Raw genomic sequence first — 21,737 nt, forward strand, 5'->3', positions numbered from 1 at the left:
ACCACGGTTCTGGCTCGGAAAAAGAACACCGCACCGCTCCCACCTGCGGAGATATGACGGCGGGCGCGGTGTTCGTCTTCCGCCCCGCCATGGTGGGGCCATCGGCCACCCGGAGAGCTACCTCGCGTGACCAGGGTTCTACCTCGGCCGACCCGGGTCCACTTCGGCAGACGGGCTCTACGTCGCGGCGTCGTCGGGCAGCTCGGGGCCGACGAAGTACACGGCCGTCTCGCCGTAGTCCTTGCGCGCGACGACCTCCCAGCCTGCCGGCCAGGTCGGTTCAGGGGTGCGGGTCGAGCGCTCGACGACGACGACGGCCGTCGGGTCGAGCACGCCGGGCACCGCAAGATGATCGAGGACGCGCTCGAGCGCCTCGGCCGTGACGTCGTAGGGAGGGTCGACGAGGACGAGGTGGTACGGCTCGCTCGCAGCGGTGCCAGGGTGCGCCGGCCCGCGGTGTCCGTCGGTGGACCCGTCCGTCGACCGACCGGACGCGACTGCGGCTGCTGCGGCGGCAGCAGCAGCGGCAGCGGCAGCGACGAACGACTCGGCCTGCTGCGCGACGACGCGCACACCGCTCAGCCCCAGTGAGGCGACGTTGCGCCGGGCGACGTCGGCGGCGACGCGTGCGGAGTCCACCAGCGTCACGTCGGCGGCCCCCCGGCTCGCCGCCTCCAGCCCGAGCGCGCCCGAGCCGGCGTACAGGTCGAGGACGCGGGCGTCGTCGACGACGCCCAGGTGCTCGAGACGGGAGAAGATCGCCTCGCGCACGCGCTCGCTCGTCGGGCGTGTACCGCGCGGCGGGACCTGCAGCGTGCGTCCCCCGGCAGCTCCCGCCACGATCCTCGTCACGCGCACAGCCTAGACGCGCGGGTCGCGACGCTCACGCGCGCTCGAGGAACTCCTCGCGCTCGGGGTCGAGCTGCGCACGGATCTCGTCCGCGAGCGCAGGGTGCTCGACCAGGTCGGGGTCTTGCGCCACGACCGCAGCCGCGTCGGCGCGGGCCGTCTCGATGACGTCGGCGTCCTTGACGACGCGCAGGAGCCGCAACGAGCTCGTGCGACCCGACTGGGCCGCGCCGAGCACGTCGCCCTCGCTGCGCAGCTCGAGGTCCACGGTCGCGAGCTCGAAGCCGTCGGTCGTGCGGGCGAGCGTCTCGACCCGCGTGGCGGCGGGCGTGCCGGGCTCCGCGGTCGAGACGAGGAGGCACAGTCCGGCGGCCGACCCTCGGCCGACGCGACCGCGGAGCTGGTGGAGCTGGGAGATGCCGAACCGGTCGGCGTCCAGGACGACCATCACCGTGGCGTCGGGGACGTCGACGCCGACCTCGACGACCGTCGTCGAGACGAGCACCTGCACGGCGCCCGACGCGAAGTCCGCCATGACGGCGTCCTTGTCCGCCGGGGGCATCTGACCGTGCAGCACGCCGACCGTCAGCCCGGCGAGGCGCGGGTGGGCGCGCAGCTCCTCCGCGACCTCGAGCACCGCGCGCAGCGGCTCTCGCTCGACCTCGGGCTCGGACGGGTCGAGAAGGAAGTCGGGCACCTCGTCGAAGTCGTCGGCGCCCTTCGGCGCGGAGGACTTCGCTGCGCCCGCCGCGTCGGGCTCGTCGGGGTGGATGCGCGCGCACACGACGTAGGCGCGGTGCCCGGCGTCGACCTCCTCGCGCACGCGTGCCCACGTGCGGTCCATCCAGGCCGCGTTCCCCGCGGGCACGACATGGGTCGTGATGCCCGCACGGCCGGCCGGGATCTCGGTGAGCGACGACGTCTCGAGGTCGCCGAAGACGGTCATCGCGACCGTGCGCGGGATGGGCGTCGCCGTCATGACGAGCAGGTGCGGGCTGGTCCGCGCCTTGGCGCGCAGGGCGTCGCGCTGCTCGACGCCGAACCGGTGCTGCTCGTCGACGACGACGAGCCCGAGGTCGGCGAACTGCACGTTCTCCGAGAGCAGCGCGTGCGTGCCCACGACGATGCCCGCCGCGCCGCTCGCCGCGTCGAGCAGCGCCTCCTTGCGCGCGGCCGCGCCGAGCGACCCGGTGAGCAGCGCGACCCGTGTCCCGTGCTCGGCGCCACCGAGGAAGCCGCCCTCGGCGAGCGGTCCGAGGAGCGCGCGCAGCGTCCGAGCGTGCTGGGCCGCCAGGACCTCGGTCGGCGCCAGCAGCGCCGCCTGCCCCCCGGCGTCGATCACCTGGAGCATCGCGCGCAGCGCGACGACCGTCTTGCCCGAGCCGACCTCGCCCTGCAGCAGCCGCTGCATCGGGCGCGAGCGCTCGAGGTCCGCGGCGATCTCCTCCCCCACCTCGCGCTGCCCCTGCGTCAGGGTGAACGGGAGCGCGGCGTCGAAGTCGGCGAGGATGCTCGGCTCCCCCGGCGCCCGGGCCGGGCGCGCGGTCGCGGGCTCCGCCGCGGCGCGTGCCCGTCGCTGCGCGAGCGCGGCCTGCAGGACGAACGCCTCCTCGTACCGCAGCCGGTCCCGGCCGCGCTGCCACTGGCGCTCGTCGTACGGCTCGTGCACGTCGCGCAGCGCCTGGAGGCGCGACCCGAAGCCGTGCCCGGCCCGGACGGCCTCCGGGATCGGGTCCGGGACGTCCTCCTCCTGGAGCGGGTCGAGCACGGTCCGCACGGCCGGCTGGATCTTCCAGCTCGGGATGCTCGCGCTCGCCGGGTAGATCGGGATGGGACGGCTCGCCTCGAGCAGCGCGCTCTCGGTGTCCTCGGCGTCGTCGTCCATCCCGATGATCTTGTAGTCCGGGTGCGTGAGCTGCCGCGTGCCGCGGTAGAGGCCGACGACGCCGGTGAACAGCCCGTGCCGACCGGGCGCGAGCCGCTGCTCGTGGTACCGCAGGACGTTCGGGCTCTTCGCGAAGAACGTCAGCGAGAGCTGCTGCGGGCCGTCGGTCACGACGGCCTCGAGGATCGCGCCGGATCGGGCACGCATCCGCCGCACGGTCGCGCTGCGCACCTGCGCGACGATCGTCACGTGCTCCCCGAGCGCGAGCCCGCCGAGGTCGGTGAGCCGACCGGGGTCGCCGTACCGGCGCGGGTAGTGCCGCAGGAGGTCGCCCACGGTCTCCAGGCCCAGCTTCGCGAGCGGACCCGCGCTCCGTGCGCCCAGGGCCCTGCTGAGCGGCTCGGCGAGACGATCGGTCATGCGCGGCCCTCCTCGACCGGGTGGTGGACAGGTGCCTCGGCACCGAGCATCAGCGCGCCACCGGGGCGGCCCGAGCGGAGCGGGACGACCTCGGCCCCCGCGTCGGACGCCGTCGCCGCGAGGGAGTCGAGCACCTCCTGGGGCACGTCGTCGTCGGCCAGCACCGTGAGGACCTCGGCAGGTTCGGCGAGCAGGTGCCGCAGTGCGGTCGCCGACCTGCTCGCGTCGGCGCCGACCACCCGCACGCCCGCGACCGCCGCCCGCGCGGCGTGCAGATGCCGCACGCCCACGCCTGCGCCGTCGTCCTCGGCGAGCAGGGCTGCCGCGAGCCCGACGACGACGTGCACGTCGGTCCGGGCGGGCAGGACGTCGAGCCGGTCGACCGCGTCGCCCTGCACGGCGACGCGCACGGCGTGGACGTCGTCGTCGAGGAGATCGGCGCCGGGCAGGACGACGACGTGAGCCGCGTGCGCGTCGAGCACCGCGCGGTGCAGCGCGGCGAGGTCGGGGGCGCTGCCGGGCTCGCGCAGGAGCACGACGGCGCCCGCGCGGGCGAGGTCGGCGACGAGGCCGGGGGCGGACGTGACGGCCACGAACCCGACGTCCGCCGAGGACGGTCCCGGCGGGTGCCCGTGCCGACCGGGCAGGTGGCGGACGCGGACCTGGCGCAGGGTCGCCGCCTCGCCCTGGACGCCGCCCGGGAAGCTCGGGAGCGCCGCCCGGCCCACGGCGACCGCGGCCCCCGGGTCGTCGGTGTGGACGTGGGCCTGCCAGAGACCTGGACCCTCGGCACCGGTGGCGTCCGGGCCGCCGACCACGACGACCGAGTCGCCGATGCGGGCCAGCTCGGCGCGCAGGAGGTCGGCGGGGTCGGCGTCGAGAGCGCGGGGTCGCCGTTCCCCGTGGCCCCGCGGCGCCTGCGCGACGGCCGACCCGTCGACGACGTACATCACCTCGAACTCGCCCCCCTCGTGCGCGGCCCGCTGCGCGGTGCCCGGGACGTCGACCGCCCCGGGTACGGGCTCCATCGCGGACATCATGCCGAGCACCTCCGACACGGCACTGCCGGGGGCGTCCTGGGTGGTACCGCGCAGCGCCGCGAGGAGCGCGTCGAGGACGAGCACCAGGCCGAGGGCCCCGGCGTCGAGGACGCGCGCCTGGGCGAGGACGTCGAGCTCTCCGGGGCTGCGCAGCGCTGCGGCGCGTGCGCCGTCCCGGGCGGCCGCGACCACGGCCGCGACGGCCGTGGCACCGCCCCCGGGCAGGACACCGTCGACGTCGCGACGCAGACCCGCGACCGCCTCCGCGGCGGACCGGGCCGCGGCGTCGGCCGCAGTGAGGATCGTCCCGGGCACGGGACGGGCCACGGCACCGCGCGCGGTGCGTGCCGCGCGGTCGAGCGCTCCGGCGAGGGCCTCGGGCGGGACCTCGCGGTGCCCCGCGAGCTCGACCGCCATGCCGCGCAGGTACTCGCTGAGGATGACGCCGGAGTTGCCGCGCGCCCCGACGAGCGCCCCTCGCGCCATCCGGACGAGCAGGTCGCCCGCCCCGTCGCCCTCCGCCGGCGTGCCGGGCAGCGCGCGCGCCGCGTCGAGGAACGTGAGGTACATGTTCGTGCCGGTGTCCGCGTCCGCGACCGGGAACACGTTCACGCGGTCGAGGGCGCCGCGGGCCGCGTGCAGGACGCTCACCCCGTGGCGAGCCCACGCGACGACGGCCGAGGCGTCGACCACCTCGGCTCCCGGTCTCACGTCGGTCCGGCTCCTCGCTCGCGGACGGCGGACGCGCACGGTCGGTGCGACGGCCCGGACGACCGGGCGGTCGTCGAGAACACCGTAGTCCGCGGCGAGCCGTCGGAGCCCTCGTGCAGGCTCTGCCGACGGCTCCGTGCCGCACGTCACGGGCGCTCGACGCCGTCGGCTTGAGTCGACACGGTCGGATCCGGTACCCTGACGAGGTTGCCCGGGTGCTTCGCGCGCCCTGCCGCCCGTAGGGGCTCACCGGGCGAGACACCCTACAGACCATTCACTACGTCGCCGCTGCCTGCGCGACGTGCACGACGATCAGGAGAAACCGTGGCTGCCAACTGCGACGTCTGCGGCAAGGGCCCGGGCTTCGGGCACAGCATCTCGCACTCCCACATCCGCACGAAGCGCCGCTGGAACCCGAACATCCAGCGCGTGCGCGCCGTGGTCGCGGGGACGCCCAAGCGCCTCAACGTGTGCACCTCGTGCCTCAAGGCCGGGAAGGTCACCCGCCCCGCCTGAGCTCGCTCGAGCCGATCTTCGAGAGCGCCCGCCGGTTTCCGGCGGGCGCTCTCGTCGTTCCTGGTCCGCCCACATCGACGAGCGGCCGTCCGGATTGCGGAGATCTCCTGAAGATCGGGACAAACCGGTTTGGTAGATCAGGGCCTCGGTGGCAGTCTTTGTCCATGGTGACGGAACTGAGCGAGGTAACGATCCGCCCGGCCCATCCCACGGACGCGAGCGACATCGCGGCCGTGCACATCGCGTCCTGGCGGGGCGCCTACGCGGGCATCGTGCCGGACGAGTACCTGGCCTCGCTCGACCACGACCAGCGCGAGAAGCACTGGGTCGAGAGCCTGAACACTCCCGGGGCCCGAACGTGGCTCGCCGACGCCGACGGCCGCACGATCGGCTTCGCGACGCTCGGTCCGAGCCGCGACGAGGACGCCGAGCCCGGCGACCTCGAGATCTACGCCATCTACCTCGACCCGGAGTCGTGGGGCCGGGGCGTCGCGCGCGACCTCATGCGCACCATGCTCGCGGACGTCCGGCCCGGTGTGACGGTGACCCTGTGGGTGCTCGCCGACGCCGAGCGTGCCCGCCGCTTCTACCGTCGCCACGGCTTCTCCCCCGACGGCGTCGAGCGCCGCGACGACATCGGCGGCAAGGACCTCACCGCCGTCCGCTACCGCCGGAGCTGACGTCACACCTGGTCCTGGTGCGGACGGACCAGGTTCAGGCGCGGAAGTGGTCCCACCCGGTCCCGCGGTGCGGGACCGCGCCGTCGAGCCGGACGTCCGCGCCGTCGCGCCCTGCACGCCGGACGGTTCCGATCGCCCGGAACCCGGCAGGGAGAGCGACACCGTCGGGGAACGTCGCGAGCAGCGCGTGGTCCTCGCCCCCGGACAGGACCCACCCGTCGGCCCGGTCGTGCGCGCCCGTCGCGTCGTCGGCCACACCGTCCCCCCCGAGCGCGGCGGCCGCCGCGCGCAGGCGTTCGCGGTCGGCGTCGAGCGCGGCCGGGTCGAGGTCGACGACGACGTCGCTCGCCCGGGCGATCCGCCCGGCGTCGCGCAGCAGCCCGTCGGAGACGTCCATCATGGCCGTCGCGGCCGCGTCGGCCGCCGCGGGCCCGGCGGCGAGCGGCGGGTCGGGACGCAGGTAGGCGGAGACGAGCGCGTCGTCGACGTCGGTGCGCCCGGCGTCGAGCAGTGCGAGCCCCGCGGCGGAGCGTCCGAGCGTCCCCGCGAGCGCGACGACGTCACCTCGACGGGCGCCCGAGCGCAGGACGGGGTCACGGCCCTCGAGGTCGCCGTGGACGGTCACCGCGACGACCACCTGGTCACCCCCGGACAGGTCCCCGCCGACGACGGCCGCACCGTGCGGCGTGCACGCCGCCGCGAGCCCGCGCGCGAGCCCCGTCACCCACTCCACGGGCAGGTCTCCCGGCATGACCAGGGACACGACGAGCGCCGCCGGGCGGGCACCCATCGCCGCGATGTCGGCGAGGTTCTGCACGGCGGCCCGCCACCCGACGTCGTACCCCGTCGACCAGCGCCGGCGGAAGTGCCGGTCCTCGACGAGGACGTCGGTCGAGACGACGTAGCGCCCGTCCGGCGCGGCGACGACCGCGCAGTCGTCGCCGGGACCGACGAGCGTCGTCGGCGCCGCGGGCAGCAGGGGGAAGATCCGGGCGAGGAGCGCTTCCTCGGTGACGTCGCGGACCAGCAGGGGCGTCTCGCTCACCCGGCAACCCTAGTCGTCGCGCGAGCGGTCACCGGCACCCCGGCCGGGCGGCTACGGTGGTCGCGTGCGCGTCGCCCGTCCCCTCCCGTCCCGTCCGTCCGACGAGCCCCGCCGCGCCGTGCACCACCCGGTGCGTCGCCGGGCCCTCCGCGCGGGCGCCGTCGTGCCGCTCCTCGCGGCGGTCGTCGTCACGAGCGCGTGCGCACCGACCATCGGGGTCCCGGTGGCCGACGACGCGGCGAACCCCCTGTGCGCGGACGTCGTCCTCGCCCTGCCGGACTCGCTCGCAGAGGACCTTCCGAAGGTCGGCACGACCAGCCAGGCGACGGCCGCCTGGGGCGAGCCGGGGGCCGCGGTCACGCTGCGGTGCGGCGTCGAGGTGCCCGGCCCCACGACGACGGAGTGCCAGAGCGTCCAGTCGGAGGCCGGGACCGTGGACTGGCTCGTCGTCGAGGACGACGGGACGTGGACGTTCACGACCTACGGGCGGGACCCCGCGGTGCAGGTCGTCGTCCCGCCCGCCGTGACCGAGACCCACTCGACGGCGTTCGTCGCCGACCTCGGCCGGGCCGTCATGGAGGTTCCCCAGACGCGCGCGTGCGTCGGCGTGAGCGACCTCGGCTGAGCGCCCGTGGCCGGGCCGCTCAGCGCAGGCCGGTGGGCCGCTCGAGCGCGAGAGCGACGAGCTCGTCGATGAGGTCGGGGTAGCTCAGGCCCGACTTCTCCCACATGCGCGGGTACATCGAGAACGGCGTGAACCCCGGCATGGTGTTGATCTCGTTGACGACCACCTGCTCGTCCGGCGTGACGAACACGTCGACGCGCGAGAGCCCCTCGGCACCGACCGCCTCGAACGTCCGGATCGCGATCTCGCGCACGCGCTCCACGAGGTGCTCGGGCAGGTCGGCGGGGCACGAGAGCTCGACGCCCGCCTCGTCGAGGTACTTCGCCTCGAAGTCGTAGAAGTCGTGCGCCTCGCCGGTGACGACGATCTCGCCCGGTAGCGAGGCACGAGCGCGCGACCCGCCGCGCCCGCCGAGCACCGCGCACTCGATCTCGCGCCCGACGACGCCCGCCTCGACGACGACCTTGGGGTCGTGCGCCTGCGCGGCGGCGATCGCGGCGGGCAGGTCGGCGAGGTCGTCGACCTTGGAGATCCCGAGGCTCGAGCCGGCGCGCGCGGGCTTGACGAAGACCGGCAGGCCGAGCGCCGCGACCGTGTCGGTCCACGCCGCAGGGTTGCGCTCGAACTCGCCGGGCCGGATGACGGTGTACGGCGAGACGGGCAGGCCCTCCCCCGCGAGCACGAGCTTCATGAAGTGCTTGTCCATACCGACCGCGGAGGCGAGGACGCCGGCGCCGACGTAGCGCACGTCGGCGAGCTCGAGCATCCCCTGGAGCGTGCCGTCCTCGCCGTACGGGCCGTGGAGCAGCGGGAAGACGACGTCCACGTCGCCGAGCACGCGGGGCACCTCGCCGGGGGTGATCACGCGCAGGTCCCGGCGGCCGGTGGACAGCGGCAGGATGACCTCTTCGCCGGTGGACTCCACCTTCGGAAGGCGCCCGTCGGTGATCTCCCAGCGGGCGGGCTCGTCGGCGGCGAGGACCCACTCGCCGTCGGGCGTGATGCCGACCGGGACGACGTCGTAGCGCGTGCGGTCGATCGCGCGCAGGACACCGGCGGCGGTCGCGGCCGAGATGGCGTGCTCGCCCGACCGCCCCCCGAACAGCACGAGCACGCGGGGCTTGCGGGTCGCGCCGGGTGCGGCGGCGTCGTGGGCGGCGGGACCGTCGGCGGACGGCGCGCTCGACGCGGTCGGCACGGTCGGCACGGTCGGCTCTGGGCTCTGGCTGGACATCGCGGACGACCCTACCGGACGCCCGCCCGCACGCGGCTCGGTGCCTCGGGAACCTTTCGCGCGCGATCCGCGTTGAGGGTGCCGTGGAAGACACCTCCGTCGAGGCCCCCTCGGCCGACGACCCCGACCATAGTCCCGGCCGCACCGGCCCCGACCCGGCAGGCGCTGCTCCGGCAGCCCGCCACCCGAGGGCGGTGCGGACCTCATGATCCCCCTGCTCTCCCTCCTGCTCGGCATCGTCGTGATCCTGGCGATCACCGCCGTCACCGCCTACTTCGTGGCGCAGGAGTTCGCGTACATGACCGTCGACCGCTCGCGCCTCGCGGCGCGCGCCGAGTCCGGTGACCCGACGGCGCAGCGCGCCCTCGCGGTGACGCGCCGCACGTCCTTCGTCCTCTCCGGCGCCCAGCTCGGCATCACCGTGACGGGCCTGCTCGTCGGCTACGTCGCGGAGCCGCTCGTCGGGGACGCGCTCGGAACCATGCTCGGCGGGGTCGGCGTGCCCACCGGCGTGGGCGTCGCCGTCGGGACGGTGCTCGCCCTCGTGCTGTCCACGCTCGTCCAGATGCTCTTCGGCGAGCTGTTCCCGAAGAACCTGGCGATCTCCCGCCCCGAGCCCACGGCCTTGCGCCTCGCGCGCTCGACGACGCTCTACCTCACCGTCTTCGGCTGGCTCATCGCCGTGTTCGACAAGGCGTCGAACGTGCTCCTGCGCACGCTGCGCATCGAGCCCGTGCACGACGTCGAGCACTCCGCGACCGCGCGCGACCTCGAGCACATCGTGGCCGACTCGCGCGAGAGCGGGGACCTGCCCGACGAGCTGTCCGTGCTGCTCGACCGGATCCTCGACTTCCCGCAGCACGACGTCGAGCACGCCATGATCCCGCGCTCGCGCGTGGGAACCGTGCGTCCCGAGGCCACGGTCGGCGCGGTCCGGGTCCTCATGGCCACGGGCCACTCGCGCTACCCGGTGGTCGACGAGACCGACCAGGCGGTCGGCGTCGTGCAGCTCGCGGACCTGCTCCGCACCTCGCTGCCCGACGACGCCCCCGTCACGGACCTCATGCGGGCCGTCGCGGTGCTGCCGACGCTCATGGCCCTGCCCGACGCGCTCGCCGAGCTCTCGAGCTCGAGCAACCAGCTCGCGTGCGTCGTCGACGAGTACGGCGGGTTCGCGGGCGTGCTCACGCTCGAGGACCTCGCGGAGGAGCTCGTCGGCGAGATCACCGACGAGCACGACCCCGAGCAGCCCGTGACCGTGTCCGCCCAGGACGACGGCGCGTGGATCATGGGCGGCGACGTCCACCTCGACGAGGCCGAGCGCGCGGTCGGGCACGACCTGCCGCGCGGGGACCACGAGACCGTCTCCGGTCTGCTCATCTCCCAGCTCGGGTCGCTGCCCCGCGCGGGCGACACCGTCGTCGTGGAACTCCCGGCCGACCCGGCGGACCTCGTGCACGACGAGCCCGTGGTCCGTCGCCTCGTCGTCGACGTCCTGTCGGTCGAGCGGCACGTGCCGCGGCTCGTGCGGGTCCGGCTCGTCGACGACGCACCACAGGGCCAGAGAAAGGACCAGCGACCCGTCCCGAACGGCACGACCCCCGAGGAGGAGTCCCGATGAGCAACCCCTGGGTCGTCGTCGTCGCGACCGTCCTCATCATCGCGCTCAGCGCGTTCTTCGTCGCCGTGGAGTTCGCGCTCCTCGGCGCCAAGCGGCACCGGCTGGAGGACGCCGCGGCGACGAGCCGCTCGGCGCGGGCCGCCCTGCGCAGCTCTGCCGAGCTCACGCTGCTCCTCGCCGGGTCCCAGCTCGGCATCACCGCGTGCACCCTCGCGCTCGGCGCGATCACCAAGCCGGCCGTGCACCACTGGCTGACGCCCGTCTTCGAGTCGTGGGGCCTACTCCCATGGGGCGCCGACGTCGCCGGCTTCGTCCTCGCACTGATGATCGTCACGTTCCTGCACCTCGTCGTCGGCGAGATGGCGCCGAAGTCCTGGGCCATCGCGCACCCGGAGACGTCCGCGACGCTCCTCGCGCTGCCGATGCGGGCCTTCATGTGGGTCACGCGCCCGGTGCTGCGCTGGCTCAACGCGCTCGCGAACAGGTGCCTGCGCGCCGTCGGCGTGGAGCCCGTGGACCAGGTCGAGAACGGGCAGGACCCGGCCGCGCTGCGGCACCTCGTCGAGCACTCGGCGAACGTCGGGGCGCTCGACGCGTCGTACACGGCGCAGATCTCCAGCGCGCTCGAGATCGAGACGCTCACGGTGGACGAGCTCGTCCCCAGCGGGTCCGCGCCCACCGCGGTGTCGCCGGACGCGACCGCTGCGGACGTCCGCGCGGCGTCGGTCCGGTCGGGCCACCTGCGGATCCTCCTCGGGTCCGGCGACGGCGTCCGCGGCGTGGTGCACGTGCGCGACACGCTCCTCCAGCCCGACGACGCTCCCGTCGCGCCGCTCGCCCGCACGCCGTTCCTCCTGGACGCGTCGACGACGGTGCACGTCGCGCTCGCACGCATGCGCGAGACGAGCGAGCAGCTCGCCCTCGTGACGCGCGACGGGCATGTCGTCGGGGTCGTCACGCTCGCGGACGTGCTGCGTCGTCTGCTCCCCCGCCCCGACGAGCCCGCGCTCGTCGGCTGACACGCGGCGTACGGTGGGAAGGCCCTGGCGACACGAGTCGCCGGGGCCTTCCGCACACCTCGACCGAAGGCAGGCCATGCCCACGCCCGTCCCGTTCGCTCGCCCGTTCGCCGTGCCGTTCCAGGTGCCCCGCTCACTCCTCACCGACGACCTTCTCGAAGAGGTCCGCTCCCGCGCCGCGGGGTACGACCGTGACAACGCGTTCTTCACGGAGGACCTCGCCGCGCTCGCCGACGCGGGCTACCTGCGCGCTCTCGTGCCGGAATCGTTCGGCGGTGCGGGACTCGGGCTGCGCGAGGTCGCGCACGAGCAGGCTCGGCTGGCCGGTGCGGCACCGGCGACGGCGCTCGCGGTGAACATGCACCACGTGTGGACCGGCGTCGCGCGCTACCTCCACGAGCGCGGTGACGACTCCCTCGACTGGCTCCTCGAGGAGGCCGGCCGGGGCGAGGTCTTCGGGTTCGGGTACTCCGAGGGCGGCAACGACCTCGTGCTGCTCGGCTCGCGCACGGAGGCCCGCCCCGACGGCGCAGGCGGGTACACGTTCCACGGCCGCAAGATCTTCACGTCCAACTCCCCCGCGTGGACCCGTCTCGGCGTGCTCGGCCTGGACTCGGTGTCCGACGACGCCCCGCGCCTCGTGCACGCGTTCGTGCCCCGCGACGCGGGCGGGGTCGAGGTGCTCGACGACTGGGACACGATGGGCATGCGCGCGTCGCAGTCGCGCTCGACCGTGCTCGACGGCGCTCCTGCTGCGGCGGACCGTGTCGTGCGGCGCCTCGCTCCCGGGCCGACGCTCGACCCGCTCGTCGTCGGCATCTTCACGACGTTCGAGATCCTGCTCGCGTCCGTGTACACGGGGATCGCGGAACGGGCGCTCGAGCTCGGTGTCGCAGCTGCCCGGCGTCGGACGTCGATGAAGAACGACGGGGCGCCGCTCTCGCAGGACCCGGACATCCGCTGGCGCCTCGCGGACGCCGCGCTGGCGCTGGACGCCGTCTGGCCGCAGATCGACGTCGCCGCGGGCGAGATCGACGCCCTGGTGGACCGCGGCGCGGGCTGGTTCCGCGCGACCGCCGGGCTCAAGGTCCGGGCGACGGAGACGGCGAAGACCGTCGTCGACCAGGCCGTTCGGGTCGCGGGCGGGTCGAGCTACTTCGCGGGGAACGAGCTCGGCCGCCTGTACCGCGACGTCCTCGCCGGCATCTTCCACCCGTCCGACGACGAGTCCGCGCACTCGACGCTCGCGCAGTCCCTCCTCGGCCCGCTCGACTGACCTGCGACGGCGACGGGCCGCGACCGCATGCTCGGCCAGGTCCTGGTCGCCCGGGGCACGCGTCGCGCGAGCAGCGTAGCCTGCCGCTCATGAGCGACGCACCGGTCCCCGCAGTCCTTTCCCCCGCGACCGTCGTCGTCGCCGCAGGGCGGCCCGAGCGTGCGCAGGGCGCGCCGGTGAACGGGCCGATCGTCCTGTCGTCGACGTACGTCTCACAGGGTGAACAACAGCCGGGCGAGCTGCTGTACACCCGCATGGACACCGAGACGTGGCACCCGTTCGAGGAAGCGCTCGCGGCTCTGGAGAACAGCGAGCACCCCGGGGTCGTCTTCAGCTCGGGGATGGCGGCGATCGCCGCCGTCTTCTCCTTCGTCCCCGCGGGCGGCAAGGTCGTGCTCCCGCGGCACGCGTACCAGGTGACGCTCGGCTTCGCGGACGACCTCGCGCGCGCCGGGGTCGAGGTCGTCCGGGTCGACATCGCCGACACGGACCAGGTCGTCGGCGCGCTCGACGGTGCGTCCCTCCTGCTCGTCGAGTCGCCCACCAACCCCATGCTCGAGGTCGCGGACCTGCCCGCGCTCCTCGCAGCGGCGCGGGAGCGTGGCGTGCTCAGCGCGGTCGACAACACCTTCGCCACCCCGCTCGGGCAGCAGCCGCTCGCCCACGGCGCGGACGTCGTCGTGCACTCGGTCACGAAGTACCTCGCCGGGCACTCCGACGTCGTGCTCGGCGCCGCCGTCGCGCGGACGAGCGAGCTCACGGCGGCGCTGCGCGCGTACCGGACGCTGCACGGCTCGATCCCCGGGCCGTTCGAGGTGTGGCTCGCGCTGCGCGGGCTGCGCACGCTCGCGCTGCGCGTGGAACGGTCGCAGGCGAACGCGGTCGAGCTCGCACGCCGCCTGTCCGACCACCCCGACGTCGTCGAGGTGCGTCACCCGAGCCTGCCCGACGACCCGGGCCACGAGCGCGCGACGCGCCTCATGGCGGGGTACGGGTCGATCCTCGGCCTCCGGCCGCGCGGCGGGGCCGCGGGGGCCGACGCCGTCGCCGCGGCGGTGCGGCTGTGGGTCCCCGCGACGAGCCTGGGGGGTGTCGAGTCCAGCCTCGAGCGCCGCCGCCGGTTCGCGACCGAGTCGCACACCGTCCCCGAGGACCTGCTCCGCGTGTCCGTCGGCATCGAGGACGTCGAGGACCTGTGGCGCGACCTCGACCAGGCGCTCCGCGCGGCCCGCTAGCGCCCGCCGTCCGGCGGCTCCGCCCGCGGCACGTAGAACACGCCGTCGTCGAGGTCCACGTCGAACGGCCGCCCCTCGGCCGGGCGCTGCACGATGTCGAGACGCTGGCGTTCCTTCTCCTCCGTCACGTGCGTCCGGCTCGGCTGGAAGATCTCGACGATCTCCCCGAACATCCCCGAGCCCGCGCTCTCGCCACCCTCGGCGTCGCGCCGTGCGCGCGCCTCGGCGCCGGACGTGTAGCGCATGATCCCGAGGACGAGCAGCGCGACGAGCGCCACGACGACGAGCGCGCCACCGACGGCCGGACCGGTCCCCTGGAGCATCGTCCGAGCGTACCGCTGGGGGGTGTACGAGGCTCGAACGTCACCGACCGTCACCGCGCCGCGACCGGACCGGAACCGGACCGTGCCCGGGCCGCCGCGCGGGCGTGACCAGCCGTTTCTAGGATCGTGGCATGAGGACACGAGCAGCGGTGCCGTCGGCGACCCGGTCCGAGAGCGGACGATCCCGGAGGGCGCTCGGGCCGCGACCGCTCACGGCGACGGCCGCCGGGCTGCTGGTCCTCGCGCTCGCCGCGTGCGGCACGGGCGGCGGCACGGACGACTCGCCGACGACCGACCCGAGCGAGACGGCGACGACGTCGCCCGGCGCGACCGAGACCCCCGACGAGACGGCGTCCCCCGCCCCCGCGGACGACGGCACGAACCCGGCCGACGACGCGACCGAGGCGCCGGTCCCGTTCCCCGCGAACACCGATCCCGACACCCAGGACCCGTCCGCGGACGCCGCGCTGAACGTCACGGACATCCGCATCGGTCACCACGAGGGCTTCGACCGCGTCGTGCTCGAGCTCGGCGGCACCGGGACCCCCGGCTGGCGCGTCGAGTACGTCGACCAGCCGACCGACGACGGCAGCGGGAACCTGGCGACGGTCGCCGGGGACGCCTACCTGCAGGTCATGATCTCCGGCTCGGGCTACCCCATGGACACCGGTGTCGAGGAGTACACCGAGCCCAACCCCGTGGTCGGGCCCGACGACGGCGAGGTCGAGGAGGTCCTGCTGCGCGGCGTGTTCGAGGGATACACGCAGGCCTTCGTCGGCGTGGACGACGAGCGTCGCCCCTTCCGCGTGTTCGCGCTCGAAGACCCGACGCGCGTCGTCGTCGACGTGCGCGACGACGACTGAGCGACGTCGGCGCTTCTCAGCGCTCCGCCGAGACACCCTCGGACTTCTGGGGCCGCGACAGCAGCCCGCGCGCCATGTCGTCGACCGGCATGCCCTCGTGGAGCACCGCGACGACCCCGGCGGTGATGGGCATCTCGACGCCGACCTTCTGCGCGAGCTCGAGGACGGCCCGGCAGGACTTGACGCCCTCGGCCGTCCCTCCCGTCGCCGCGATCGCCTCGTCGAGGGTCATCCCCTGGCCGATGTGCTTGCCCAGCGTGTGGTTGCGCGAGAGCGGCGACGAGCACGTCGCGACGAGGTCGCCCATGCCCGCGAGGCCCGAGAACGTCACCGCGTCGGCGCCCAGCACGAGACCGAGACGCGTGATCTCGACGAGGCCGCGCGTGATGACGGTCGCGGTCGTGTTCCAGCCGAAGCCGCGCCCCTGCGCGATGCCGACGGCGAGCGCGATGACGTTCTTCACGGCACCGCAGAGCTCGACCCCGACGACGTCGCGGTTCGTGTACGGGCGGAAGTACGACGACGAGCAGGCGCGCGCGACGTAGCGCGCCACGTCCTCGTCGACGCACGACACGACGGTCGCCGTGGGCTGGCGGTGCGCGATCTCGGGCGCCAGGTTGGGGCCCGAGACCACCGCGACGCGCTCGAGCGGCAGCCCCAGGGAGTCGGCGACGACCTCGCTCATGCGGCGGTCCGTGGTCAGCTCGACGCCCTTCATGAGGGAGACCGCGACGGCGTCCGGCTCCAGGAACGTCCGGAGGTCGGCGAGCGTCGCCCGGGCTATCTGGGACGGGACCGCGACCACCACGAGCCCGGCCCCGGTGAGCGCCTCGCGCGCGTCGGTGGTGGCGCGGATTCCCTCGGGGAGGTCGACCCCCGGGAGCCGCTTCTCGTTGCGGTGCGTGGTGTTGACCTGCTCGGCGACGTCGGCGTCGCGGCCCCACAGGCGGACCTCGCACCCGGCGTCCGCGAGCACGGCCGCGAACGTCGTGCCCCAGCTTCCCGACCCGAGGACCGCGGCGACGACCCGCTCGGCGGGAGGCGCGGTGGTGTCGGCGCTCATCGGTGGCTCTCCGAGCCGGGGTTCTTGCGCAGGTCGAACCGTTCGGCGGGTGCCTTCTCGCCGCGGATCTCCTCGAGCTGGCTCGTGACGGCCGCCATGATGCGCTCGGTCGCCTCGCGCAGCGTCGCGGTGTCCTGGGGACGGTCGTAGAGGTCGGACAGGTCGACGGGCGTCCCGGCGTGGACCGAGACGCGCTTCGGCGGGATCGGCTTGAACAGCTTGCCGTACGGCGCGAGCAGCTCGTGCGCGCCCCACTGCGCGATCGGGACGACGGGCGCCCTGCTCGTCAGGGCGAGGCGTGCGACCCCCGTCTTGCCGACCATGGGCCAGCCGTCGGGGTCGCGCGAGAGCGTGCCCTCGGGGAAGAAGACGACGCACTCGCCCTCGTCGAGCCGCGCCGTCGCGTCGACGAGCGACTGCGCGGCGCCCGCGGTGCCGCGGTGCACGGGGATCATCCCCGTGCGGCGCAGGATGCCGCCGAGGACGGGGACCGTGAACAGCGACGCCTTCGCGGTGATCTTGGGTGCACGCCCCTGCTTGTAGAGGAAGTGCGCGAGCGTCACGGGGTCGACCTCGGTCACGTGGTTCGCCGCGGCGATGAAGCCGCGCGGGGGCAGGTTCTCGGCGCCCCGCCAGTCCCGACGGGTGATCAGGTTGAGGATCGGGATGAGGAGGAACGCGATCACGCGGTAGGCGCGCGGGGTCTCGGGCAGGCTCGGCACGGTCACCGAGCCTACCGGTCGGAGCCCGGCCGTCGGCTCAGATCCAGCCGTGCCGTCGGGCGGTGTGCGCGGCCTCGTGCCGGTTCGCCGCACCGAGCTTCGCGGCGGCCGATGACAGGTAGTTGCGCACGGTGCCGGGCGCGAGGTGCGCGCGCGTCGCGATCTCCTCCACGGGCGAGCCGTCGGCGGCGAGCTCGAGCACGTCCGCCTCGCGCGGGGTGAGCGGGCTCGCGCCCGCGGCGATGGCCTCCGCGGCGAGCTCCGGGTCGACGTACCGGCCGCCGTCGTGCACCTGTCGCACGACGTCCGCGAGGACGCGTGCCGAGACGGTCTTGGGCAGGAACCCGCGGGCTCCCGCCTCGAGCGACCGCTTGAGGTAGCCGGGACGGCCGTGACTCGTGACGATGACGACGCCGCACCCCGGCAGCTCCGTCGCGAGCCGCTCCGCGACCTCGACACCGTCGAGGCCGGGCATCTGGAGGTCGAGCACCGCGACGTCGGGCGCGTGCTTGACGGCGGCGGCCACCGCCTCCGGCCCGGACGCCGCCAGGGCGACGACCTCGAGGTCGTCCTCGAGGGCGAGCAGCGAGGCGACGGCGTCGCGGATGAGGTTCTCGTCGTCGGCGAGCAGGATGCGGATCACGCGGGGGTGGTCCTCTCGGGGGTACGTGCGGAACGGGAGGACGGGGACGTCGTGCTGTCGGGGACCCGAGCGACGAGGCCGAACCGGCCGCCGTCGGACCAGGTCTCGAGGCGCCCGCCGGCGCCGTCGAGACGCTCAGCGAGGCCCACCAGGCCCGAGCCCGAGCTGCGGGCACGCCCGCCGGTCGCGGCGACACCCGTGGGCACGCCGTCGTTGACGACCTCCACGACGCTGGCCTCCCCGTCGCGGTGGACCGTGATGGTGCACGTGCGCGCGGTCGAGTGCCGGACGACGTTCGTCACCCCCTCGCGCACGGCCCACGCGAGCGCCTCCTGCGCGGCCGGGCCGACGGGCGTCTCCTCGCCGTGGATCGTCGTCTCGATCCCGGCGGAGCGCAGGACGGAGCGGGCGCCGACGAGCTCGGCGGCGAGGTCGGCGGTGCGGTACCCGGCCACGACCGCGCGCACCTCGCGCAGCGCGTCCTGCGCGATGCGGCGCACCTCGAGCATCTGCTCCTCGGCCCCGGGGCGACCCCGGGCCGCGAGCTCGGCCGCGAGCTCGCTCTTCACGGCCACGACCGAGAGCGTACGACCGAAGACGTCGTGCAGGTCCCGCGAGAACCGCAGGCGCTCCTCGGCGACGGCCAGCCGCGCGTGCAGGACGCGCGTGCGCTCCTGCTCCCACACGATGCCGAGCATCCACACCGAGACGCGGTACGACCCGAAGATCGCGACGAGCATGACCCCGGTCGAGAGCGCGAGCGCGAGCGCCACGCCGGCCGTCGTGGGGGTCACCGGCCAGGTGCCGACCCACACCGAGCACCCCGTGAGCGTGGCCAGCACGACCGCGACAGCGCTGAGCCGTCCGAAGGTGAGCAGCGGCACGAGGGCGAGGGTCCCGAAGCCGAGGCCGACGAGGAACCCGAAGTAGCGCCCGCTGCCCGCGACGTCGTCGGACGAGCCGACGGGGAACGCCCAGAACGCGAGGACCGCCGCGGCGACCGTCAGCACGCCGAGCACGCCGAGCAGGACGCGCGGGACGTTCGGCCCGCCGAGGAAGTGCACGATCCCCGCGCGCAGCGCGGCGACGCACACCCCCGTCTGGGCCAGGACGACCAGGAGCCAGTACCGGACCGCCGTCACGTCGAACGTGGGGTCCATGCCGACGACGGCGAGCGCGGCGAGCGGCTCGGACGCCGAGAGCAGGTAGAGCGACCAACGCGTGTAGGCGTCGAACCGCTCCGGCGCGGTCCGGCGGTTCCACACCTCGAGGAAGGTGCGCGGACGGGTGATCACGACGTCCAGCGTCGCACGCCCGGAGCGCGCGACGCCGTGACAGTCGTCATGAGGTGCGACGTCGGGCGCGGCCGACGGCGGCGCCGCATCCCGGGCGGGCCTCAGCCGCGGCGGACGTCGGCGCCGAGGGCGACGAGCTTGTCCTGGAAGTTCTCGTAGCCGCGGTCGATGAGGCTGATGCCGCGCACGGTCGAGGTGCCCTTGGCGGCGAGCGCGGCGATGAGGTGGGAGAACCCGCCGCGCAGGTCGGGGACCTCGATGTCGGCGGCGACGAGCGGCGTCGGGCCGGAGACGACGGCGGAGTGGTGGAAGTTGCGCTGCCCGAACCGGCAGTCGCGCCCGCCCAGGCACTCCTTGTAGACCTGGATGGTCGCGCCCATGCCGCGCAGCGCGTCGGTGAAGCCGAACCGGTTCTCGTAGACCGTCTCGTGCACGATCGACAGGCCCTTGGCCTGGGTGAGCGCGACGACGAGGGGCTGCTGCCAGTCGGTCATGAAGCCGGGGTGGACGTCGGTCTCGAGGACGATCGGGTCGAGGTCGCCGCCGGGGTGCCAGAAGCGGATGCCGTCGCCGGCGACGTCGAACCGGCCGCCGACCTTGCGGAAGGTGTTGAGGAACGTCATCATCTCGGGCTGTGTCGCACCCTTGACCGTGATGTCGCCACCGGTGGCCAGCGCGGCCGACGCCCACGACGCCGCCTCGATGCGGTCGCCGAGCGCGGTGTGGGTGTACCCCTCGAGGCGGTCCACGCCCTCGATGCGGATCACGCGGTCGGTGTCGACCGAGATGATCGCGCCCATCTTCTGCAGGACCGCGATGAGGTCCATGATCTCGGGCTCGATCGCCGCGTTCGCGAGCTCGGTGATCCCCTCCGCGCGCACCGCGGTGAGCAGCAGCTGCTCGGTCGCGCCCACCGACGGGTACGGCAGCGCGATCTTCGTGCCCTGCAGGCGGCGCGGCGCCCGGATGTGGATGCCGTTCTCCCGCTTGTCCACGACCGCGCCGAACTGGCGCAGGATGTCCAGGTGGTAGTTGATCGGCCGGTCGCCGATCCGGCAGCCCCCCAGGTCGGGGATGAACGCCTCGCCCAGACGGTGCAGCAGCGGGCCGCAGAACAGGATCGGGATGCGGCTCGAGCCGGCGTGCGCGTCGATGTCCGCGACGTGCGCCGACTCCACGTTGGAGGGGTCCAGGTCGAGGATCCCCGCGTCCGGGTCGGACTTGACCGCCACACCGTGCAGCTCGAGCAGCCCCGTCACGACGCCGACGTCGCGGATCTGCGGCACGTTGCGCAGCACGCTCGGGGACTCCCCCAGCAACGACGCCACCATCGCCTTGGACACGAAGTTCTTCGCGCCCCGCACGGTGATCGTCCCGTCCAGCGGGTTCCCGCCGTTCACGTACAGCACGTCGTTCATCAGCTCAGGTAGCCCTCTCGACAGCGGGGTGGTTCCGAGGGCCGGACGAGACCCGTGCCCTCGTGCGCCAACACGAGGCACCCGGAGATTATTCACCCACTGCCGCGCTCTCGACACCGCTGGCAGCCCGGCGAGCGCGTTCGCGCCACGTCCTCCACAGGACCACCACACGGACCTCGCCGCCGTCGCGAGTCATCCGCCGTTCATCGAGTCTTCCTTTCCACGTCCGGCAGTCTCGTAATTTCCGGTCACCTTCGGGAGGTGTGATTCCGGCATCGCCAGTCGCGATACCCCGCCGGGCCGGCACGGCCCACCTCGAAAGGAACTCCCATGCGCGCCCGCGCCCTCCCCGCCCTCGCCCTCCTCGGCGTCGGCGCCGCCGTCGTCCTCGCCGGCTGCTCGAGCTCGTCCGCGTCCGAGCCCGACGCCGAGCCCGACGCACCGATCACCTTTGCGACCACTCCCCTCGGCGACGACCCGACCGCGGAGAACCCGATCGACGCGTTCGCCGAGCTCGTCGAGGCCGAGACGGGTCGCGAGGTCGAGATCGTCGACGTCCCCGACTACACCGCGGTCGTCGAGGCGCTGCGCAACCACCACGTCGACATCGGCTTCATGAGCGGGTTCCCGTCCGCGCTAGCCGTCAACACCGGCGAGGTGGACTCCCTCGTCGCGTGGCCCGGGAACGACGACCCCGTCTCCACGTGCCTGGTGCTCGACGGCTCGCCCCTGCAGTCCCTCGAGGACGTCACGCCCGAGACCGTGGTCGCGTTCGCCGACCCGGCGTCGAGCTCCGGGTACTTCATGCCCGTCGCGATGCTGCACGAGGCAGGCCTGGAGAAGGACGTCGACTACACCGCGACGTTCTCGGGCGGCCACGACATGAGCTTCATCGCGCTCAAGGAGGGTCAGGTCGACGTGGCCTGCACGTCGACGATCATGCCGACGATGGCGGGGACGGGCAACGGCATGTTCCCGTTCGAGGTCGGTGAGACCCGCTCGATCGGTGAGAGCGCGTCGATGCCGGTCGCGGTCACCGTCCTCGCCGATCAGGAGATCGCCGCCGACAAGCGCGAGCTCCTCCTCGAGGCGCTCCCGAACGTGTTCAGCGAGGAGAACGCCGAGGCGCTCGGCGCCATGATGGAGGCGATGCAGGGCACCGAGCCGATCCTCGAGCCCGGTGACGAGATCTTCCAGCCGTTCGTCGACCTCGCGGCGATCGCCGACGTCGACATCTCGGACCTGGGCTGACCG

The 21,737-nt window shown here is 74.1% G+C and carries 20 protein-coding genes; 9 read left to right on the forward strand and 11 right to left on the reverse strand.

Annotated features, from left to right (window positions below; all coding sequences use genetic code 11):
- Positions 1 to 177: 177 nt before the first annotated feature.
- From AC4H2H_RS11015 to AC4H2H_RS11025, 3 genes are read right to left on the reverse strand one after another with little or no spacing between them, the layout of a single operon-like run.
- Entirely contained in the window at positions 178 to 852 is a 675-nt protein-coding gene (locus AC4H2H_RS11015; RefSeq protein ID WP_494370856.1) for an RsmD family RNA methyltransferase, read from the reverse strand.
- A gap of 31 nt (positions 853 to 883) precedes the next feature.
- On the reverse strand, positions 884 to 3,154 hold the full coding sequence (locus tag AC4H2H_RS11020; RefSeq protein ID WP_494370857.1) for an ATP-dependent DNA helicase RecG: 2,271 nt from the start codon (positions 3,152 to 3,154) through the stop codon (positions 884 to 886).
- On the reverse strand, positions 3,151 to 4,905 hold the full coding sequence (locus AC4H2H_RS11025) for a DAK2 domain-containing protein (protein WP_494370858.1): 1,755 nt from the start codon (positions 4,903 to 4,905) through the stop codon (positions 3,151 to 3,153). Before AC4H2H_RS11025 ends, AC4H2H_RS11020 begins: the two co-directional genes overlap by 4 nt.
- A gap of 324 nt (positions 4,906 to 5,229) precedes the next feature.
- On the opposite strand from AC4H2H_RS11025, the gene rpmB reads away from it, so the two are divergent.
- Both rpmB and AC4H2H_RS11035 read left to right on the forward strand, forming a co-directional pair.
- Positions 5,230 to 5,421, forward strand: a complete 192-nt coding sequence (gene rpmB, locus AC4H2H_RS11030) for a 50S ribosomal protein L28 (RefSeq protein ID WP_024840757.1) — start codon at positions 5,230 to 5,232, stop codon at positions 5,419 to 5,421.
- A 164-nt stretch (positions 5,422 to 5,585) separates the two neighbouring features.
- The gene (locus tag AC4H2H_RS11035; RefSeq protein WP_494370859.1) at positions 5,586 to 6,101 is read left to right on the forward strand and encodes a GNAT family N-acetyltransferase; all 516 of its coding nucleotides are present in this window, start codon (positions 5,586 to 5,588) and stop codon (positions 6,099 to 6,101) included.
- Positions 6,102 to 6,135: 34 nt separating this feature from the next.
- On the opposite strand, the gene AC4H2H_RS11040 is transcribed toward AC4H2H_RS11035, so the two are convergent.
- Complete coding sequence (locus AC4H2H_RS11040) at positions 6,136 to 7,146, reverse strand: thiamine-phosphate kinase (protein WP_494370860.1); 1,011 nt, start codon at positions 7,144 to 7,146, stop codon at positions 6,136 to 6,138.
- 64 nt (positions 7,147 to 7,210) lie between these two features.
- Here AC4H2H_RS11040 and AC4H2H_RS11045 point away from each other — a divergent pair, with 64 nt between their 5' ends.
- Entirely contained in the window at positions 7,211 to 7,771 is a 561-nt protein-coding gene (locus AC4H2H_RS11045; RefSeq protein WP_494370861.1) for a DUF3515 family protein, read from the forward strand.
- A gap of 19 nt (positions 7,772 to 7,790) precedes the next feature.
- On the opposite strand, the gene AC4H2H_RS11050 is transcribed toward AC4H2H_RS11045, so the two are convergent.
- Positions 7,791 to 9,005, reverse strand: coding sequence for a D-alanine--D-alanine ligase family protein (locus AC4H2H_RS11050; protein WP_494370862.1), 1,215 nt, complete (start codon positions 9,003 to 9,005; stop codon positions 7,791 to 7,793).
- Between the two features lie 205 nt (positions 9,006 to 9,210).
- Here AC4H2H_RS11050 and AC4H2H_RS11055 point away from each other — a divergent pair, with 205 nt between their 5' ends.
- The 4 genes from AC4H2H_RS11055 (at position 9,211) to AC4H2H_RS11070 (ending at position 14,156) form a co-directional block, all read left to right on the forward strand.
- Positions 9,211 to 10,626, forward strand: a complete 1,416-nt coding sequence (locus AC4H2H_RS11055) for a hemolysin family protein (RefSeq protein ID WP_494370863.1) — start codon at positions 9,211 to 9,213, stop codon at positions 10,624 to 10,626.
- Positions 10,623 to 11,645, forward strand: coding sequence for a CNNM domain-containing protein (locus AC4H2H_RS11060; RefSeq protein WP_494370864.1), 1,023 nt, complete (start codon positions 10,623 to 10,625; stop codon positions 11,643 to 11,645). The genes AC4H2H_RS11055 and AC4H2H_RS11060 overlap by 4 nt, the downstream gene beginning before the upstream one ends.
- A gap of 76 nt (positions 11,646 to 11,721) precedes the next feature.
- Positions 11,722 to 12,921 (forward strand): acyl-CoA dehydrogenase family protein, encoded by a 1,200-nt coding sequence (locus AC4H2H_RS11065; RefSeq protein WP_494370865.1) that lies wholly within the window; start codon positions 11,722 to 11,724, stop codon positions 12,919 to 12,921.
- A gap of 89 nt (positions 12,922 to 13,010) precedes the next feature.
- On the forward strand, positions 13,011 to 14,156 hold the full coding sequence (locus tag AC4H2H_RS11070; RefSeq protein ID WP_494370866.1) for a trans-sulfuration enzyme family protein: 1,146 nt from the start codon (positions 13,011 to 13,013) through the stop codon (positions 14,154 to 14,156).
- Here the strand turns inward: AC4H2H_RS11070 and AC4H2H_RS11075 are convergent.
- Positions 14,153 to 14,479 (reverse strand): DUF6191 domain-containing protein, encoded by a 327-nt coding sequence (locus AC4H2H_RS11075; RefSeq protein WP_494370867.1) that lies wholly within the window; start codon positions 14,477 to 14,479, stop codon positions 14,153 to 14,155. The two genes, AC4H2H_RS11070 and AC4H2H_RS11075, sit on opposite strands and share 4 nt — an antisense overlap.
- Positions 14,480 to 14,610: 131 nt before the next feature.
- Between AC4H2H_RS11075 and AC4H2H_RS11080 the strand changes: the two genes are divergently transcribed.
- Positions 14,611 to 15,342 (forward strand): AMIN-like domain-containing (lipo)protein, encoded by a 732-nt coding sequence (locus AC4H2H_RS11080; RefSeq protein WP_494370868.1) that lies wholly within the window; start codon positions 14,611 to 14,613, stop codon positions 15,340 to 15,342.
- A gap of 16 nt (positions 15,343 to 15,358) precedes the next feature.
- Here AC4H2H_RS11080 and AC4H2H_RS11085 read toward each other — a convergent pair whose 3' ends face one another.
- From AC4H2H_RS11085 to murA, 5 genes are all read right to left on the reverse strand, one after another.
- Complete coding sequence (locus AC4H2H_RS11085; RefSeq protein ID WP_494370869.1) at positions 15,359 to 16,405, reverse strand: NAD(P)H-dependent glycerol-3-phosphate dehydrogenase; 1,047 nt, start codon at positions 16,403 to 16,405, stop codon at positions 15,359 to 15,361.
- Positions 16,402 to 17,127 (reverse strand): lysophospholipid acyltransferase family protein, encoded by a 726-nt coding sequence (locus tag AC4H2H_RS11090; RefSeq protein ID WP_494370870.1) that lies wholly within the window; start codon positions 17,125 to 17,127, stop codon positions 16,402 to 16,404. Before AC4H2H_RS11090 ends, AC4H2H_RS11085 begins: the two co-directional genes overlap by 4 nt.
- A gap of 37 nt (positions 17,128 to 17,164) precedes the next feature.
- Positions 17,165 to 17,770 (reverse strand): response regulator, encoded by a 606-nt coding sequence (locus AC4H2H_RS11095; RefSeq protein WP_494370871.1) that lies wholly within the window; start codon positions 17,768 to 17,770, stop codon positions 17,165 to 17,167.
- The gene (locus AC4H2H_RS11100) at positions 17,767 to 19,065 is read right to left on the reverse strand and encodes a sensor histidine kinase (protein ID WP_494370872.1); all 1,299 of its coding nucleotides are present in this window, start codon (positions 19,063 to 19,065) and stop codon (positions 17,767 to 17,769) included. The genes AC4H2H_RS11095 and AC4H2H_RS11100 overlap by 4 nt, the downstream gene beginning before the upstream one ends.
- A 101-nt stretch (positions 19,066 to 19,166) precedes the next feature.
- Complete coding sequence (murA, locus tag AC4H2H_RS11105) at positions 19,167 to 20,483, reverse strand: UDP-N-acetylglucosamine 1-carboxyvinyltransferase (protein ID WP_494370873.1); 1,317 nt, start codon at positions 20,481 to 20,483, stop codon at positions 19,167 to 19,169.
- A 330-nt stretch (positions 20,484 to 20,813) separates the two neighbouring features.
- Here murA and phnD point away from each other — a divergent pair, with 330 nt between their 5' ends.
- Complete coding sequence (phnD, locus tag AC4H2H_RS11110) at positions 20,814 to 21,734, forward strand: phosphate/phosphite/phosphonate ABC transporter substrate-binding protein (protein WP_494370874.1); 921 nt, start codon at positions 20,814 to 20,816, stop codon at positions 21,732 to 21,734.
- Positions 21,735 to 21,737 lie beyond the last annotated feature (3 nt).

The organism is Cellulosimicrobium sp. BMG9.22 (genome assembly GCF_059159975.1).

Coding starts and splice junctions, on each gene's coding strand:
- AC4H2H_RS11020 (WP_494370857.1), bottom strand. CDS start 3,154: ATGACCGATCGTCTCGCCGAGCCGCTCAGCAGGGCCCTGGGCGCACGG.
- AC4H2H_RS11035 (WP_494370859.1), top strand. CDS start 5,586: ATGGTGACGGAACTGAGCGAGGTAACGATCCGCCCGGCCCATCCCACG.
- AC4H2H_RS11050 (WP_494370862.1), bottom strand. CDS start 9,005: ATGTCCAGCCAGAGCCCAGAGCCGACCGTGCCGACCGTGCCGACCGCG.
- AC4H2H_RS11055 (WP_494370863.1), top strand. CDS start 9,211: ATGATCCCCCTGCTCTCCCTCCTGCTCGGCATCGTCGTGATCCTGGCG.
- AC4H2H_RS11060 (WP_494370864.1), top strand. CDS start 10,623: ATGAGCAACCCCTGGGTCGTCGTCGTCGCGACCGTCCTCATCATCGCG.
- AC4H2H_RS11065 (WP_494370865.1), top strand. CDS start 11,722: ATGCCCACGCCCGTCCCGTTCGCTCGCCCGTTCGCCGTGCCGTTCCAG.
- AC4H2H_RS11070 (WP_494370866.1), top strand. CDS start 13,011: ATGAGCGACGCACCGGTCCCCGCAGTCCTTTCCCCCGCGACCGTCGTC.
- AC4H2H_RS11075 (WP_494370867.1), bottom strand. CDS start 14,479: ATGCTCCAGGGGACCGGTCCGGCCGTCGGTGGCGCGCTCGTCGTCGTG.
- AC4H2H_RS11080 (WP_494370868.1), top strand. CDS start 14,611: ATGAGGACACGAGCAGCGGTGCCGTCGGCGACCCGGTCCGAGAGCGGA.
- AC4H2H_RS11085 (WP_494370869.1), bottom strand. CDS start 16,405: ATGAGCGCCGACACCACCGCGCCTCCCGCCGAGCGGGTCGTCGCCGCG.
- murA (WP_494370873.1), bottom strand. CDS start 20,483: ATGAACGACGTGCTGTACGTGAACGGCGGGAACCCGCTGGACGGGACG.
- phnD (WP_494370874.1), top strand. CDS start 20,814: ATGCGCGCCCGCGCCCTCCCCGCCCTCGCCCTCCTCGGCGTCGGCGCC.